This is a genomic window from Solwaraspora sp. WMMA2080 (assembly GCF_027497395.1).
Lineage (GTDB): Bacteria > Actinomycetota > Actinomycetes > Mycobacteriales > Micromonosporaceae > Micromonospora_E.
In genome coordinates this window covers 2,601,610-2,614,686 of the sequence record NZ_CP114910.1, presented here as the reverse complement: position 1 = coordinate 2,614,686, position 13,077 = coordinate 2,601,610, and the positions used below count along the sequence as shown (strand labels likewise).

Genomic DNA, 13,077 nt, shown 5'->3' with positions numbered 1-13,077 from the left:
GTGTCACCGGCGACTACGCTACGGCTACTTCCGTTGCGGATGCCAAGATAATAGTTAACTTTCCTAAATGCTAGAGGACGACCACATGGGTTCCCCGCGCCTGCCCGGCACACCCCGGCTGCTGCGAGCGCTCAACGACCGGGCGGCGCTGGAGCTGCTCATCGCCCGCGGACCACTCACCCGGGCGCAACTCGGCGAGCTGACCGGACTGTCCAAAGTGACGGCGTCGCAGCTGGTCGAGCGACTGGAAGGGCGCGGGCTGGTCACCCGGGTCGGCGAGCAGGCCGGAGGCCGGGGCCCCAACGCCCAGCTGTACGCCGTACAGCCGGCCAGCGCGCACGTCGTCGGAGTCGACGTCGGACCGGACCGGGTGGTGGCCGCCTGCGCCGACATCACCGGATCGGTGATCGGCCGGGTCGAACAGTCCACCAGGGACACCGACGACCCGGTCGGTGTGGTGCACAACGCGGTCGTGCAGGCCGCCAGCAGCGCCGAGACCCAGCTGGCCAGCGTACGGCGGGTGGTGCTGGGCACCCCCGGCCTGGTCGACCCGGCCAACGGCGACATCACCTTCGCGTACAACCTGCCGCGCTGGCACCGCGGCCTGCTCGCCGCCCTGCGCGAGGACCTGGACACCACCGTCGTGTTCGAAAACGACGTCAACCTCGCCGCAGTCGCCGAGGCACACGCCGGCGCCGCCCGCGACGTGCCCGACTTCGTGCTGGTCTGGGCCGGCGTCGGGGTCGGCCTGGCGATCATGCTCGGCGGCCGGCTGCACCACGGCAGCACCGGCGCGGCCGGTGAGATCGGCTACCTGCCGGTGCCCGGCGCACCGATCCCGCGCGACGTCTCCCGCCGCGCCAAGCCGGCCTTCCAGCAGCTCGCCGGTGCCGACGCGGTCCGGGCGGTGGCCCGCGAACACGGGTTCCGGGCGGCCAGCGCGGGCGACGCGGTGCGGGCCGCGATCGCCGCCGGCACCCGGGGCGGGCCGTTGCTCGACGAGCTGGCCCGCCGGCTCGCGCTCGGCGTCGCCAGCAGCTGCGTGGTGCTCGACCCGCCGCTGGTCGTGCTGACCGGCGAGGTCGGCCAGGCCGGTGGCAGCGCCCTGGCCGAACGGGTGCAGCACGAAGTCGCCGCGATCACCCTGGTCGCCCCCCGGGTCGTGGTCACCGAGCTGACCGAGGAGCCGGTGCTGCAGGGTGCCCTGCGGACCGCCCTCGACGCCGCCCGCGACGAGGTCTTCGGATCCACCGTGGCCTGACCCCGGGGACACCCGTCGGGTGGTGCCGGCCACCCCGGCACGGCCAGGTGGGGCGGCACCACCCACGGCGTGATTGGATGGTCCGGTGCCTACCGTTGCTGACGACCTGGTGATCGAGCTCGACTCAGTGGGCGTGACCCGCTCCGGCACGGCCCTGCTGCAGGACATCACCCTGCGGGTGCAGCCCGACCAGCGGTGGGTGGTGCTCGGCCCGAACGGTGCCGGCAAGACCACCCTGCTCAGCCTCGCCGCCGGCCGGCTGCACCCGACGACCGGCACCGTCCGGGTCCTCGACGAGCAGTTGGGGCGCACCGACCTGGCGGAGCTGCGGACCCGGATCGGGCTGACCACCGCCGCGCTCGCCGAGCGGATCCCCGGCACCGAGCGGGTGCTCGACGTGGTGCTGACCGCCGCCTGGTCGGTGGTCGGCCGGTGGCGGGAGCGCTACGACGAGCTCGACGTGGGCCGGGCGCAGGAGCTGCTCGGCCAGTTCGGCGTGGCCGGGCTGGCGCAGCGCGAGTACGGGACCCTCTCCGAAGGCGAACGCAAGCGGGTGCAGATCGCCCGGGCGCTGATGACCGATCCGGAGCTGCTGCTGCTCGACGAGCCGGCGGCCGGGCTCGACCTCGGTGCCCGCGAGGAGCTGGTCGGCCGGCTCGGGGTCCTCGCCCAGGACCCGGATTCCCCGGCGTTGATGCTCGTCACCCACCACGTGGAGGAGATCCCGCCGGGCTTCACCCACGCCCTGCTGCTGCGCGGCGGCACCGTCGTCGCGGCCGGCGAGTTGGCGGCCACGATCACCGGCGAACACCTGTCGGAGACGTTCGGTGTGCAGCTGGTCGTCGAGCGGGCGGGCCAGCGGTTCACCGCCCGGGCCGGCTGAGCGGAGGACGTGGTGACAGCGCCGCGGATCGCGGTGGTGGGCAGCGCGAACATGGACCTGGTCGCGACCGCGCCGAGACTGCCGTCGCCGGGGGAGACCCTGCTCGGCACCGACTTCGTCACGGTGCCCGGCGGCAAGGGCGCCAACCAGGCGATCGCGGCGGCCCGCGCCGGTGGCGACTGCGTGTTCCTCGGCGCGGTCGGCTCGGACGCGTTCGGCGTCACCCTGACCGGCCGGATCGCCCGGTCCGGGGTGGACACGAGCCAGCTGCGGGTGGTGTACGGGCCGTCCGGCGTCGCGGTCGTGATGGTCAACGCGGCCGGCGAGAACGCGATCGTCGTCACCCCGGGCGCCAACGCGGCGTTCCGTGGGCTCACCGAGCCGGAGCTGGCGGCGGTGCGCGACGCCGACGTGCTGGTGGCGCAGTTGGAGATCCCGCTGGAGACGGTGCTGGCCGCCGCGGCGGCGGCTCGCGGTGCGGGCACCAGGGTGATCCTCAACGCCGCCCCGGCGCGCGAGCTGCCGGCCGAACTGCTCGACGCGGTGGATCTGCTGGTGGTCAACGATGCCGAGGCGCGGGCGGTCGTCGGCGCCGGGCGGGAGGACCCGGCGGCGCTGCTGACGGTGGTCCGTCGGGCGGTGCTCACCCTGGGTGCCGAGGGTGCCTGGTTCGCCGACCGCGACGGTACGGTGCACCACGTGCCGGCCTTCCCGGTCGAGACGGTGGACTCCACCGCCGCCGGTGACGCGTTCACCGGCGCGCTCGCGGTCGCCTGGGGCGAGGGGCGGGACCTGGTGTCCGCGGTCCGGTGGGCGTCGGCGGCCGGTGCGGCCTGCGTACGCCGGTTGGGGGCCTCGGTGTCGTTGCCGCAGCGCGCCGAGATCGACGCCCTGGCCGGCTGACCGCCCGCCCGCCCGGCCACGCCTGGTCGGTCTACCAACAGACCGCTGATCACGAACCGCCGGTGCCGGGTGGCGCGGATGCGGGATCATCGAGACATGCGAGTCATTCTCAACCTGCTCTGGCTCATCTTCGGCGGCGGCATCGTGCTCGGCCTCGGGTACGCGGTGGCAGCCCTCGTCTGCTTCGTGCTGATCGTCACGATCCCGTTCGGGGTGGCGTCGCTGCGGTTGGCCTACTACTCCCTCTGGCCGTTCGGCCGGACGCTGGTCGCGAAGCCGGGGGCGGGGATCGGCTCCGGGCTGGCGAACATCCTCTGGGTGGTGCTGGCCGGCTGGTGGCTGGCGCTCACCCACATCGTCACCGGCGTGACGCTCTGTCTGACGATCATCGGCATTCCGTTCGGCATCGCCAACTTCAAGCTGGTGCCGGCGGCGTTCTGGCCGCTGGGCCGGGAGATCGTTGACGTCGAGGACCTGCGTCGACCGGTGCTGGTCCACGCCTGACCCAGCCGGCCAGCGAGTCCCTGCCCGGTGCCGGTCAGGTGATCGGCACCGGCGCTGACCCGCACTGATCAGTCGGCTTCGCCGGCCGGACCGCTGCGTCCGGCGAGTCGTTCGTAGCGCTGCCGGGCAGCCTGCGCGGTGCCCAGGCCGAGCCCGAAGGCGATCGCCTGCCAGGTGAGTCCCCGGCTCCGGGCGGCCTCCAGCAGGCCCAGTTCGACGGCGTCGAGGTCGGCGCGGACCGGGGCGACCAGGGTCAGTGCCGCGATCAGGTCGCTGACGTCCAGCTCCGGCTCGTCCGGGTCGGCCTTGGCGCCGCCACTGGCCAGGCTGAGTGCCAGCCGTACCGCCTCGTACGGGTCGACCACCTGCGGGTGCAGATGGCGGTGCCGCCGCGCGGTGGTGTCGGCGTGCCGCTCAGCGATCCGGAGCAGGGCAGCGTGCCGGCGGTGCGCCCGCGACTGCGCCGCGTCGGGCGGGGTGAACAGGTCGTCGGTGGTCACAGTGTCGACTCAAGCACGCCAACGCACCGATGTCAACTCAACGTTTTCAACAGAACGTTTAGCAATCGTGTTGCTCCGGTCAGGGGGTCGGGCGGCCGGTCAGGACCCGGGGACCGGACGGTGTGATGGCGACGGTGTGTTCGGAGTGGGCGGTACGGGAGCCGTCAGCGGAGCGGATCGTCCAGCCGTCCTCGTCGTACCTGATCTTGTTGGTGGAGTGGCAGAACCAGGGCTCGATCGCGATGGTCAGGCCGGGGTCGAGCCGCATACCACGGCCGGCGCGGCCGGTGTTGGCGACGTGCGGGTCCTCGTGCATCGTGCGGCCGATGCCGTGACCGCCGAACTCGCCGTTGACGCCGTAGCCGTACGAACCGGCGACGTCGCCGATCGCGGCGCAGACGTCGCCGAGCCGGCCGCCGGGCTGGGCGGCGGCGATCGCCGCCGCGAGGGCGACCTCGGTCGCCTCGATCAGCCGCAGATCGGCCGGATCGGGGGTGCCGACGATGACGGAGACCGCGGAGTCGGCCACCCAGCCGTCGATGCCGACCGCCATGTCGATGCTGAGCAGGTCACCGTCGCGCAGCACGTAGTCGTGCGGGAGGCCGTGCAGCACCGCGTCGTTGACCGACAGGCACAGCACGTTGCGGAACGGACCGCGGCCGAACGACGGGGCGTAGTCCCAGTAGCAGGACTCGGCGCCGCGTTCGGCGATCCGCCGCCGGGCGTGGTGTTCGATGTCCATCAGGTTGACGCCGACTGCGGCGACACCGCTCAGCTCGGCGAGCAGTTCGCCGACGAACTGGCCGGTGATCGCCATCCGGTCGATCTCCTGGGCGGACTTGAGCTCGATCACGACAGACTCCCTCTCCCTCTGTGGTATTTTTATACCACGCCGAATCGAGGGCGCTCCGGAGGGCTATCCTGCTGGGCATGGTTCGCCAACCACTCACCGCCGAACAGATCGCCGCAGGCCAGCGACTCGGCGCCGCGCTGCGGGTCGCGCGGGCCGGCCGCAGCCTCGTCGAGGTGGCGCTGGCGGCCGGGATCTCCCCCGAGACGCTGCGCAAGATCGAAGCGGGCCGGCTTCCGGCACCGGCGTTCGGCACCGTGGTCCGGCTCAGCCAGGCCCTCGACGTCCCCCTCGGTGACCTGGCCGACGTCTGGCTGGCCGAGATGCCCGTCCGCCAGGCGTCCTAGCGCTGGCCTGGCGCTCACTCACCCGACGGCAGGGCCTCGTCCTCACCGAGCCGGTCCGCTCCCCGGCGGCGCAACATCCGCAGACCTGGGATGCCGGCCACCGCCAACTTCAGGTCCCGGGTCACCTCCAGCAGGTCGTGGATGTCCGGCCCGACCCGGTCCAGGGTGGCCAGGATCGGCAGCACGTCGGCCTTGAGATGCTGGGTCAGCCGGGGCAGCTCGTCGACCAGCCGGACCGCCGCGTCCACCTCGTCCTCGCTCAACTGCTCGACGAAGTGCCGGGCCATCGGGGCACCCCGGCGCAGCGCCGGCTCGTACTCGCCGATCAGCTCGACCGACCGGTCGGCGATCTCCTCGCTGCGCCCCACCACCCGACCGGCCCCCACCGCCACCCGGTCGGCATCGGTGAGCAGCGTCTGCGCGGCGGCCGCCACCCGGGTCGCGGCCGCCACCGCGTCGGTCGCCGCCGTGGCGATCGCCTCCACCCGTAGCGTCGCCTCCTCCGCCTCCGCGACCACCCGCTCACTGCGGTCGAGCAGCACCTCGACCCGGTCGACCACGGTGCCGACCCGTTGCACCAGAGCCTCGATCTCATCCAGTACGGCGAACGCGCGCGACGGCACGGCGGCGTACTCGGAGGTGAGCCGGCCCATCCAGGTCGCCACCTCACCGGCCTGGCCGGTGGCCCGTCCGGCCGCGCCGGTCACCGCACCGGCGACCTGCCCGACGGTGGATCTGGTCAGTGCGATGAGACTCGCCGGAGACGGCAGCGGGAGCGGCATCTCCCTATTGTGCGGTGCGCCGGCCACCACCGCTGGCGCGCCGGTCGGCACCGCCGGGCGTGGGCCGGGGTAGCGCCCGGCGGGCCGGAGCGGCCCGGACCGGAGCAGGCGCTTGCGACGCCAGTGCGGCCTCGACCGCACGGCGCAGCGCGCGATGGATGCGTCCCACCCGCAGCGCGTCCCGGTCGGACACCAGCAGCACCGGAGCGCCCCGTACGTCGGCCCAGAGTTCGAGCAGGTGCGCGCCCCGGTCGTAGGAGTCGTCGAGCAGCCCGAGCAGCAGGTCCGCGATCGGGATGATGACCAGCCCGACCAGGATCGATCCGCCGATCAGCGCGATGGTGACGGTCGGCGAGGCGTCGATGGTCAGCGCGGTGACCAGGCCGAGGAGCGCGGTCGCCACCGGGGCCAGGAAGGCGACGCCGACCATGCCCCGGCCGGCCAGGGCGCTCCACGAGCGGGCACCCCGCCGCTGCCAGATCCGGTGCACCTGGGTGAGCGGATGTCGGTGCTGGTCCACCCGGATCTCTGTGGAGGTGATCCGTACGGATTTGTCATCGTAGTAGGTGGTCATCCGCCTGCCCTCCCTCACGTTGTGGATCACGTTACCCACTCTCCGGTGTTCCCCGTAGGCTGTCCCAGAACGCGACGTCGATGGGGAGGTCCGCCGTGCCGGAGTTGGTGCTGGTCGAGGTCGAGCAGGGGATTGCCACCATCCGGCTGGCCCGGCCGCCGATGAACGCGCTCAACGCGGCGGTGCAGGAGGAGTTGCGCGAGGCCGCGCGTACCGTCGCCGACGACGAGCGGGTGCGCGCCGTCGTGGTCTACGGCGGTGAGAAGGTCTTCGCCGCCGGGGCTGACATCAAAGAGATGGCCGACATGTCGTACGTGGACATGGCGGCCCGCGCGGCGCAGCTGTCCAGCGCGTTCGACGCGGTCGCCCGGATCCCGAAACCGGTGGTCGCCGCGATCACCGGCTACGCCCTCGGCGGCGGCTGTGAGCTGGCCCTGGCCTGCGACTGGCGGGTGGTCGCCGAGGACGCCAAACTCGGCCAGCCGGAGATCAAGCTGGGGGTCATCCCCGGTGCCGGCGGCACCCAGCGGTTGGCTCGGCTGGTCGGCCCGGCCCGCGCCAAGGACATCATCCTGTCCGGACGGATGGTCGCCGCCGCCGAGGCCGAGCGGATCGGCCTGGCCGACCGCGTCGTCCCGGCCGACCAGGTGTACATGGCGGCACTCGACATGGTGCGACCGTTCGTCACCGGCCCGGCCCAGGCTGTCAGGGCGGCCAAGCTGGCCATCGACGGGGGCCTGGAGATGGACCTCGCCTCCGGCCTGGCCTGGGAGAGCCAGCTGTTCGCCGGCCTGTTCGCCACCGACGACCGCACCGAGGGGATGGCGGCGTTCGTCGCCAAGCGCAAGCCCGACTTCACCGGTCGCTAGCCCGTACCGGCCCTCGACCGACCCCTCCGCCGTACCCCGACCGGCTTGGTGTCGGCGGTGCCGGACGCGCGTGGGTGCCGGGCTAAGTGACTGAGCGGTAACCTGCTCGGGGGTGCGCCGGCCGGGCGGGCCCGGGGCGACGGGAGGCATCGACGATGGTGGAACGGATCGAGGGACACGGCGGGACGTTGGCACTGGCCGCCGCGCAGGCGTACGGCGTACGTGAGCTGTTCACCCTCTCCGGTGGCCACATCTTCCCGCTGTACGACGCCGCGCACGCCGCCGACTTCCCGATCTACGACGTACGGCACGAGCAGACCGCCGTCTTCGCCGCCGAGGCGGTGGCGAAACTGCAGCGCCGCCCCGGGCTCGCCGCACTCACCGCGGGCCCCGGCGTCACCAACGGCATCTCCGGTCTGACCAGCGCCTTCTTCAACGCCGCGCCGGTGTTGGTGCTCGGTGGCCGGGCACCGGCGTTCCGCTGGGGGTCGGGCAGCCTGCAGGAGATCGACCACGTACCGCTGGTCGCCCCGGTCACCAAGCACGCCGCCACGGTCGCCGCGACGGACGACGTACCGGCCGCGGTCGGTGCCGCGCTGTCCGCCGCGCTCGCCCCGCACCGCGGCCCGGCCTTTCTCGACCTGCCGCTGGAGGTGATCTTCTCGACCGCCGAGGTGACCGCGCCGACCGCCGCCGCGGTGCCGGTGGTCGAGCCCGACCCGGACGAGGTCGCCCGCGCGGCCCGGCTGATCGCCGCCGCCGACCGTCCGGTGATCGTCGCCGGCTCCGACGTGTACGCCGGGGACGCCGTCGCGGCGTTGCGGGAGGCCGCCGAGGCGCTGCAGGTGCCGGTCTTCACCAACGGCATGGGGCGTGGGTCGCTGCCGCCGGGGCACCCGCTGGCCTTCGCGAAGGCGCGGCGGGTCGCGTTCGGCCGGGCCGACGTGGTGGTCGTGATCGGCACCCCGCTGGACTTCCGGCTCAGTTTCGGTGACTTCGGCACCGCCCAGGTGGTGCACGTCGTCGACGCGCCGGGCCAGCGGGCGACCCACGTGCAGCCGGCCGTTTCGCCCGCCGGTGACCTGCGGCTGATCCTGTCCGCGTTCGCCGACCACACCGGCGACCGGGCCGACCACACCGGCTGGCTGGCCGACCTGCGCGCCGCCGAGGAGCAGGCCCGGGCGCGGGACGCGGCCGAGCTCGCCGCCGGGTCCGACCCGATCCGCCCGTCGCGGATCTACGGCGAGCTGCGGGCGGTGCTCGACCCGGACGCCGTGACCATCGGCGACGGTGGTGACTTCGTCTCGTACGCCGGCCGTTACCTGGAGCCGTCGGTGCCGGGCAGCTGGCTCGACCCCGGCCCGTACGGCTGCCTGGGCACCGGGATGGGCTACGCGATGGGTGCTCGGCTCACCTACCCGGACCGGCAGGTCTGCGTGCTGATGGGCGACGGTGCAGCCGGCTTCTCGCTGATGGACGTCGAGTCGCTGGCCCGGCAGAAGTTGCCGGTGGTGATCGTGGTCGGTAACAACGGCATCTGGGGGCTGGAGAAGCACCCGATGCGCGCCATGTACGGCTACGATGTCGCCGCCGACCTGCAGCCGGGGCTGCGCTACGACGAGATAGTCGGGGCGCTGGGCGGCGCGGGGGAGACGGTGACCAAGGCCGGCGACATCGGTCCGGCGCTGCGCCGGGCCTTCGACGCCGGGGTGCCGTACCTGGTCAATGTGGTGACCGACCCGGAGGACGCCTATCCGCGTTCGTCGAACCTGGCCTGACCCCTGGTCGGAGTTGGCCTGAGCGCTGGTCGGACCTGGCTCTGAGAGGTCGCCGACCCCGGTCTGGTCGGCAAATGCTTGGCGGAATGTCGGTCCTGTCGTTCATTGTGGGTCTGCAGACAAACGACAGGAGTGAGGATGTCGCACGCGATCTGGGCCGAGGGCCTGGTCAAGCGGTTCGGCGCGACGACCGCGTTGGCCGGGGTGGATCTCGCGGTCCGTACCGGCACCGTGTTCGGCCTGCTCGGTCCGAACGGTGCCGGCAAGACGACTGCGGTCCGGGTGCTCGCGACCCTGCTGCGGCCGGACGCCGGGCACGCCCGGGTACTGGGCTTCGACGTGGTCGGCCAGGCTCACCAGGTCCGTCAGTCGATCGGACTGACCGGGCAGTACGCCTCGGTCGACGAGACGCTGACCGGCGTGGAAAACCTGATCATGATCGGTCGGTTGCTGGGGTCGTCCCGGCGGGACGCGCGCTCCCGTGCCCGGCAACTGCTGGCCGAGTTCCAACTCACCGACGCCGCCGATCGCGCGGCCAAGACCTATTCGGGCGGTATGCGCCGCCGGCTCGACCTGGCGGCCAGCCTGGTGGGACGGCCACAGGTGCTGTTCCTCGACGAACCGACCACCGGGCTGGACCCGCGCAGCCGCAACGAGCTGTGGGAGCTGGTCCGTGGGCTGGTCGCCGGTGGCGTGACGGTGCTGCTCACCACCCAGTACCTGGAGGAGGCCGACCAGCTGGCCGACGAGTTGGCCGTGGTCGACCACGGTCGGGTGATCGCCGGCGGTACGCCGGAGGAGCTGAAGGCCAAGACCGGTGCCCAGGTCCTCGCGGTGCGCCCGACCGATCCAAAACAGTTGCCGACGGTGCTGACCGCGCTGCGGGAGCTGTCCGGCAACGAGCCGTCGTTGGCCCAGACCACGGTGACGGTGAGCACCGCCGATGCGGACCTGCTGCCGGCGGTGGTCCGCCGACTCGACGAGTCCGGGGTGAAGGTGGGTGAGCTGGCGTTGCGCAGCTCAAGCCTGGACGAGGTCTTCCTGTCGCTCACCGGCCACCGGGCCGATCCGGGCTCCGGCGGATCGCCGACCGGCACCGGTTCTGCGACCGGCCCCGGCGGCTCGGAGACCGGCTCCGGCGAGCGCCCGACACCGGCGACCGGGCCGGCCGGTACGGGAGCACAGCCGACCGCCGACACCATGGAGGGAATCCGTTGACCGCCACCACCGCCACCACGTCCGAGCTGTCCGGGCGGCACCAGTGGGTCAGCCCGGTGGCCGGGCTGCGGCACACCCGCACCCTGGCCTGGCGGAGCCTGGTGCAGATCAAGCACAATCCATTGGAGCTGCTCGATCTCAGCGTCCAGCCGCTGATGTTCCTGCTGCTGTTCACTTACGTGTTCGGCGGCGCGATCGCCGGCACGCCGGGGGACTATCTGACCTTCGCGTTGCCGGGAATCATCGTGCAGAACGCCCTTTTCGCGACGATGACCACGGGGTTCGGGCTGAACACCGACCTCACCAAGGGGGTGTTCGACCGGTTGCGGTCGTTGCCGATCGCCCGGTGGGCGCCGCTGGCCGGGCGGATCCTGGCCGACACCGTCAAGCAGGCCTGGTCGGTGCTGCTGCTGCTGGGTGTCGGGATGATCCTCGGCTACCGGGTCGAAGGTGGTCCGGTCGGCCTGCTCGGCGCGTTCGCGCTGATCCTGGCCTTCACCCTGGCCGCGTCGTGGATCTCGGTGCTGGTCGGGGTGATGGTCAGCGAGCCGGAGAAGGTGCAGATCTTCGGCTTCATGGTGATCTTTCCGCTGACCTTCACCAGTAACGCATTCGTGCCGACCGAGACTATGCCGGGCTGGCTTCAGGCCTGGGTCGAGGTCAACCCGGTGACGATCCTCGCCGACGGCCTGCGTGGCCTGCTCAGTGGCGCGCCCGCCGCCGGCCCGGTCGGCTTCTCGCTGCTCTGGGCAGCCGGCATCGCGGCGGTGTTCGCGCCGCTGGCGCTCGCCCGGTTCAAGCGCCGGGTCTGACCTGACCACCCTCCGGGCGGGCCGCTCGGGTTGCCCGGGTCAGGCGCCTGACTCGGGCCGGCGGTCCTCCCGGGGGTCTGCGGCGTCCCGGCGGCGCAGGTCGTCCTCCCGGCGGCGCAGGTCCTCCTCCCACCGTTCGAAGAGCTCGCGATCCTGCTTCGACCTTTCGGCGTCGAGCGCGCGCAGGAACTCGGGATCGTCGTCGGGGGCCGTCGGACGGTTGCGCGGTGGCGGGGTACCGGTCGGTCTGGGGACGCCGCCGAGCGGTGACGGGCTGCCGAAGCCGGGCCGGCGGCTGAGGAACCAGGCGGCCGGCCCGAGGAGTGGGATGACGATGATGACCGGCACCCAGAGCAGGCGCGGCAGGGCGCGGACGTCACCTTTCTCCGCTGAGAGGCAGCTGATCAGCGCCACCGCCATGAGCACGACGTGGAGCATGAAGAGCAGGATGAACACGCGGGCCATCCCGCAATGATGCCCCGCCCGGCGGGCTCAGCCTAGTCAGCTGAGGATCAGGATGGCGCCGAGCGCCGCGTAACCGGCGGTGACCAGCCCCAGCAGGGGCACCTCCGTGCTGATCTGTCCGGCTGCCGGACGTCGTGGGCCGCTGGCGTGCCGGTAGGCGTGGCCGATCAGCCCGGCCCAACCGATCACCGCGAACAGACCGAGCAGCGTGGCGGCTCCGCCCCGCTCGACGGCCAGCCGCATGGTGAGCGCCACCACCAGGGTGAGCGCCAGAGCCGACCGCCGCCAGGCCAGCCGGGTCCGTTCGGGCTGCAGACCGGGGTCCCGGGCCGGCGGTCCGTGCTCGCGGGCCGGCGGGTCGGTGGGATCAGCCACTGGCCGCCTCGACCAGCACGACGATGGTCAACGCGGTGGCACCGACACCGACACACATCGCGAGGAACGCCGGAAACCGGGACGCCGGTAGGTCGGTGCCCAACCGCATGGCCCGCTCGGTACGGGACCAGTGGTCGACCGCCCGCAGCGCGACGGTCCCGCCGAGCAGCAGCAGGGTCACCGCCAGCCCTTCCCGAAGGTGGGCCACGGACAGCTCAGGCAGGAACTGCGCGATGGCCAGCCCGCCGGCGACCAACGCCAGGGCGGTCCGGATCCAGGCCAGGAAGGTCCGCTCGTTCGCCAGCGAGAACCGGTAGTCGGGCGCGGTGCCGACCCGGCGCAGCTGCTGGGGATCGAACCACCGGCGCAGCGCACTCCACACGTGGATCATTATCGCCGACTAGACTCACCGTCTGTGGCCGAGCTGACCGATGACGAGCGCAGCACACTGAAGACCGGTGCTTTCGGTGCCGTCTACCTGGTGTCGGCTGCGGACCCGGGGCTGGTGTCGATGGTCCGGGAGAGCTTCGCTGCCTCGGACGTGTTCGCCGGGACGTCGGGTCTGGTGAACGACGTGCTGACCAGCGGCGAGTTGCCCAAGTTGGCACGGGACACGCCGGAGGCGGTGGAGCAGTTGGTGCTGCCGGCGCTGCGGCAGTCGGTGGCGGTGCTCACCGCGAAGGCCCCGCACGACCTGGAGCACTACCGGTCGGCGGTGACCGAGGCGGTCGACCGGGTAGCGCGGGCCGCGTCCGGGGTCGACCCGGCGGAGACGGCGATGATCTCCAAGATCAGGCAGGCGTTGGCCACTCCCTCCTGACCGGTCCGTCCCCCTGCTGACCAGGGCGGTCGTACGGTCCGGCCGGCCCGTCGGTGGGGCCGTTTGGCCCTTGGCTACTTGCGGGTAACATGGCGGGTGGGGCATTCCACAGCGGTGCTCGGTTGACCGATCGTTA

General features: G+C 72.5%; 17 protein-coding genes. 10 read left to right on the top strand and 7 right to left on the bottom strand.

The window, feature by feature from the left end:
- Positions 1 to 85 precede the first annotated feature (85 nt).
- From O7543_RS11960 to O7543_RS11945, 4 genes are all read left to right on the top strand, one after another.
- Positions 86 to 1,261 carry an ROK family transcriptional regulator gene (locus tag O7543_RS11960; protein WP_278167628.1) on the top strand — a complete coding sequence of 392 codons (1,176 nt, stop codon included), beginning with the start codon at positions 86 to 88 and terminating at the stop codon, positions 1,259 to 1,261.
- 85 nt (positions 1,262 to 1,346) lie between these two features.
- Positions 1,347 to 2,144 (top strand): ABC transporter ATP-binding protein, encoded by a 798-nt coding sequence (locus O7543_RS11955; protein ID WP_281553758.1) that lies wholly within the window; start codon positions 1,347 to 1,349, stop codon positions 2,142 to 2,144.
- A gap of 12 nt (positions 2,145 to 2,156) precedes the next feature.
- Positions 2,157 to 3,047 (top strand): ribokinase, encoded by an 891-nt coding sequence (locus O7543_RS11950; protein WP_281553759.1) that lies wholly within the window; start codon positions 2,157 to 2,159, stop codon positions 3,045 to 3,047.
- A 96-nt stretch (positions 3,048 to 3,143) separates the two neighbouring features.
- Positions 3,144 to 3,551: a YccF domain-containing protein gene (locus tag O7543_RS11945; protein ID WP_281553760.1), complete on the top strand. Its 408-nt coding sequence runs from the start codon at positions 3,144 to 3,146 to the stop codon at positions 3,549 to 3,551.
- A 68-nt stretch (positions 3,552 to 3,619) separates the two neighbouring features.
- Here the strand turns inward: O7543_RS11945 and O7543_RS11940 are convergent, their stop codons facing one another.
- Together O7543_RS11940 and map are read right to left on the bottom strand one after the other, a co-directional pair.
- Positions 3,620 to 4,051 (bottom strand): DNA-binding protein, encoded by a 432-nt coding sequence (locus tag O7543_RS11940; protein WP_281553761.1) that lies wholly within the window; start codon positions 4,049 to 4,051, stop codon positions 3,620 to 3,622.
- A 79-nt stretch (positions 4,052 to 4,130) separates the two neighbouring features.
- On the bottom strand, positions 4,131 to 4,904 hold the full coding sequence (map, locus tag O7543_RS11935) for a type I methionyl aminopeptidase (protein ID WP_281553762.1): 774 nt from the start codon (positions 4,902 to 4,904) through the stop codon (positions 4,131 to 4,133).
- Positions 4,905 to 4,981: 77 nt separating this feature from the next.
- On the opposite strand from map, the gene O7543_RS11930 reads away from it, so the two are divergent.
- Entirely contained in the window at positions 4,982 to 5,248 is a 267-nt protein-coding gene (locus O7543_RS11930) for a helix-turn-helix transcriptional regulator (protein WP_123600369.1), read from the top strand.
- Positions 5,249 to 5,262: 14 nt separating this feature from the next.
- On the opposite strand, the gene O7543_RS11925 is transcribed toward O7543_RS11930, so the two are convergent.
- Both O7543_RS11925 and O7543_RS11920 read right to left on the bottom strand, forming a co-directional pair.
- Positions 5,263 to 6,030 (bottom strand): hypothetical protein, encoded by a 768-nt coding sequence (locus O7543_RS11925; RefSeq protein WP_281553763.1) that lies wholly within the window; start codon positions 6,028 to 6,030, stop codon positions 5,263 to 5,265.
- Positions 6,031 to 6,034: 4 nt separating this feature from the next.
- Positions 6,035 to 6,604 (bottom strand): DUF6232 family protein, encoded by a 570-nt coding sequence (locus O7543_RS11920; protein ID WP_281553764.1) that lies wholly within the window; start codon positions 6,602 to 6,604, stop codon positions 6,035 to 6,037.
- A 95-nt stretch (positions 6,605 to 6,699) separates the two neighbouring features.
- On the opposite strand from O7543_RS11920, the gene O7543_RS11915 reads away from it, so the two are divergent.
- From O7543_RS11915 to O7543_RS11900, 4 genes are all read left to right on the top strand, one after another.
- On the top strand, positions 6,700 to 7,473 hold the full coding sequence (locus O7543_RS11915; RefSeq protein WP_281553765.1) for an enoyl-CoA hydratase-related protein: 774 nt from the start codon (positions 6,700 to 6,702) through the stop codon (positions 7,471 to 7,473).
- Positions 7,474 to 7,628: 155 nt separating this feature from the next.
- Entirely contained in the window at positions 7,629 to 9,251 is a 1,623-nt protein-coding gene (locus O7543_RS11910; RefSeq protein WP_281553766.1) for an acetolactate synthase, read from the top strand.
- 138 nt (positions 9,252 to 9,389) lie between these two features.
- Positions 9,390 to 10,469 carry an ATP-binding cassette domain-containing protein gene (locus O7543_RS11905; RefSeq protein ID WP_281553767.1) on the top strand — a complete coding sequence of 360 codons (1,080 nt, stop codon included), beginning with the start codon at positions 9,390 to 9,392 and terminating at the stop codon, positions 10,467 to 10,469.
- Positions 10,466 to 11,281, top strand: coding sequence for an ABC transporter permease (locus tag O7543_RS11900; RefSeq protein ID WP_281553768.1), 816 nt, complete (start codon positions 10,466 to 10,468; stop codon positions 11,279 to 11,281). Before O7543_RS11905 ends, O7543_RS11900 begins: the two co-directional genes overlap by 4 nt.
- A gap of 39 nt (positions 11,282 to 11,320) precedes the next feature.
- Here O7543_RS11900 and O7543_RS11895 read toward each other — a convergent pair whose 3' ends face one another.
- From O7543_RS11895 to O7543_RS11885, 3 genes are read right to left on the bottom strand one after another with little or no spacing between them, the layout of a single operon-like run.
- Entirely contained in the window at positions 11,321 to 11,746 is a 426-nt protein-coding gene (locus O7543_RS11895; RefSeq protein WP_281553769.1) for a PLD nuclease N-terminal domain-containing protein, read from the bottom strand.
- A 36-nt stretch (positions 11,747 to 11,782) separates the two neighbouring features.
- Positions 11,783 to 12,121 (bottom strand): DUF202 domain-containing protein, encoded by a 339-nt coding sequence (locus O7543_RS11890; RefSeq protein ID WP_281553770.1) that lies wholly within the window; start codon positions 12,119 to 12,121, stop codon positions 11,783 to 11,785.
- A complete protein-coding gene (locus tag O7543_RS11885) occupies positions 12,114 to 12,503 on the bottom strand; it encodes a DUF202 domain-containing protein (protein WP_281553771.1) in 390 nt (129 codons plus the stop codon). The genes O7543_RS11890 and O7543_RS11885 overlap by 8 nt, the downstream gene beginning before the upstream one ends.
- Positions 12,504 to 12,536: 33 nt before the next feature.
- On the opposite strand from O7543_RS11885, the gene O7543_RS11880 reads away from it, so the two are divergent.
- Positions 12,537 to 12,941 carry a hypothetical protein gene (locus O7543_RS11880; protein WP_278167647.1) on the top strand — a complete coding sequence of 135 codons (405 nt, stop codon included), beginning with the start codon at positions 12,537 to 12,539 and terminating at the stop codon, positions 12,939 to 12,941.
- Positions 12,942 to 13,077 lie beyond the last annotated feature (136 nt).

Coding starts and splice junctions, on each gene's coding strand:
- O7543_RS11905 (WP_281553767.1), top strand. CDS start 9,390: ATGTCGCACGCGATCTGGGCCGAGGGCCTGGTCAAGCGGTTCGGCGCG.
- O7543_RS11895 (WP_281553769.1), bottom strand. CDS start 11,746: ATGGCCCGCGTGTTCATCCTGCTCTTCATGCTCCACGTCGTGCTCATG.
- O7543_RS11960 (WP_278167628.1), top strand. CDS start 86: ATGGGTTCCCCGCGCCTGCCCGGCACACCCCGGCTGCTGCGAGCGCTC.
- O7543_RS11920 (WP_281553764.1), bottom strand. CDS start 6,604: ATGACCACCTACTACGATGACAAATCCGTACGGATCACCTCCACAGAG.
- O7543_RS11925 (WP_281553763.1), bottom strand. CDS start 6,030: ATGCCGCTCCCGCTGCCGTCTCCGGCGAGTCTCATCGCACTGACCAGA.
- O7543_RS11930 (WP_123600369.1), top strand. CDS start 4,982: ATGGTTCGCCAACCACTCACCGCCGAACAGATCGCCGCAGGCCAGCGA.
- O7543_RS11910 (WP_281553766.1), top strand. CDS start 7,629: ATGGTGGAACGGATCGAGGGACACGGCGGGACGTTGGCACTGGCCGCC.
- O7543_RS11945 (WP_281553760.1), top strand. CDS start 3,144: ATGCGAGTCATTCTCAACCTGCTCTGGCTCATCTTCGGCGGCGGCATC.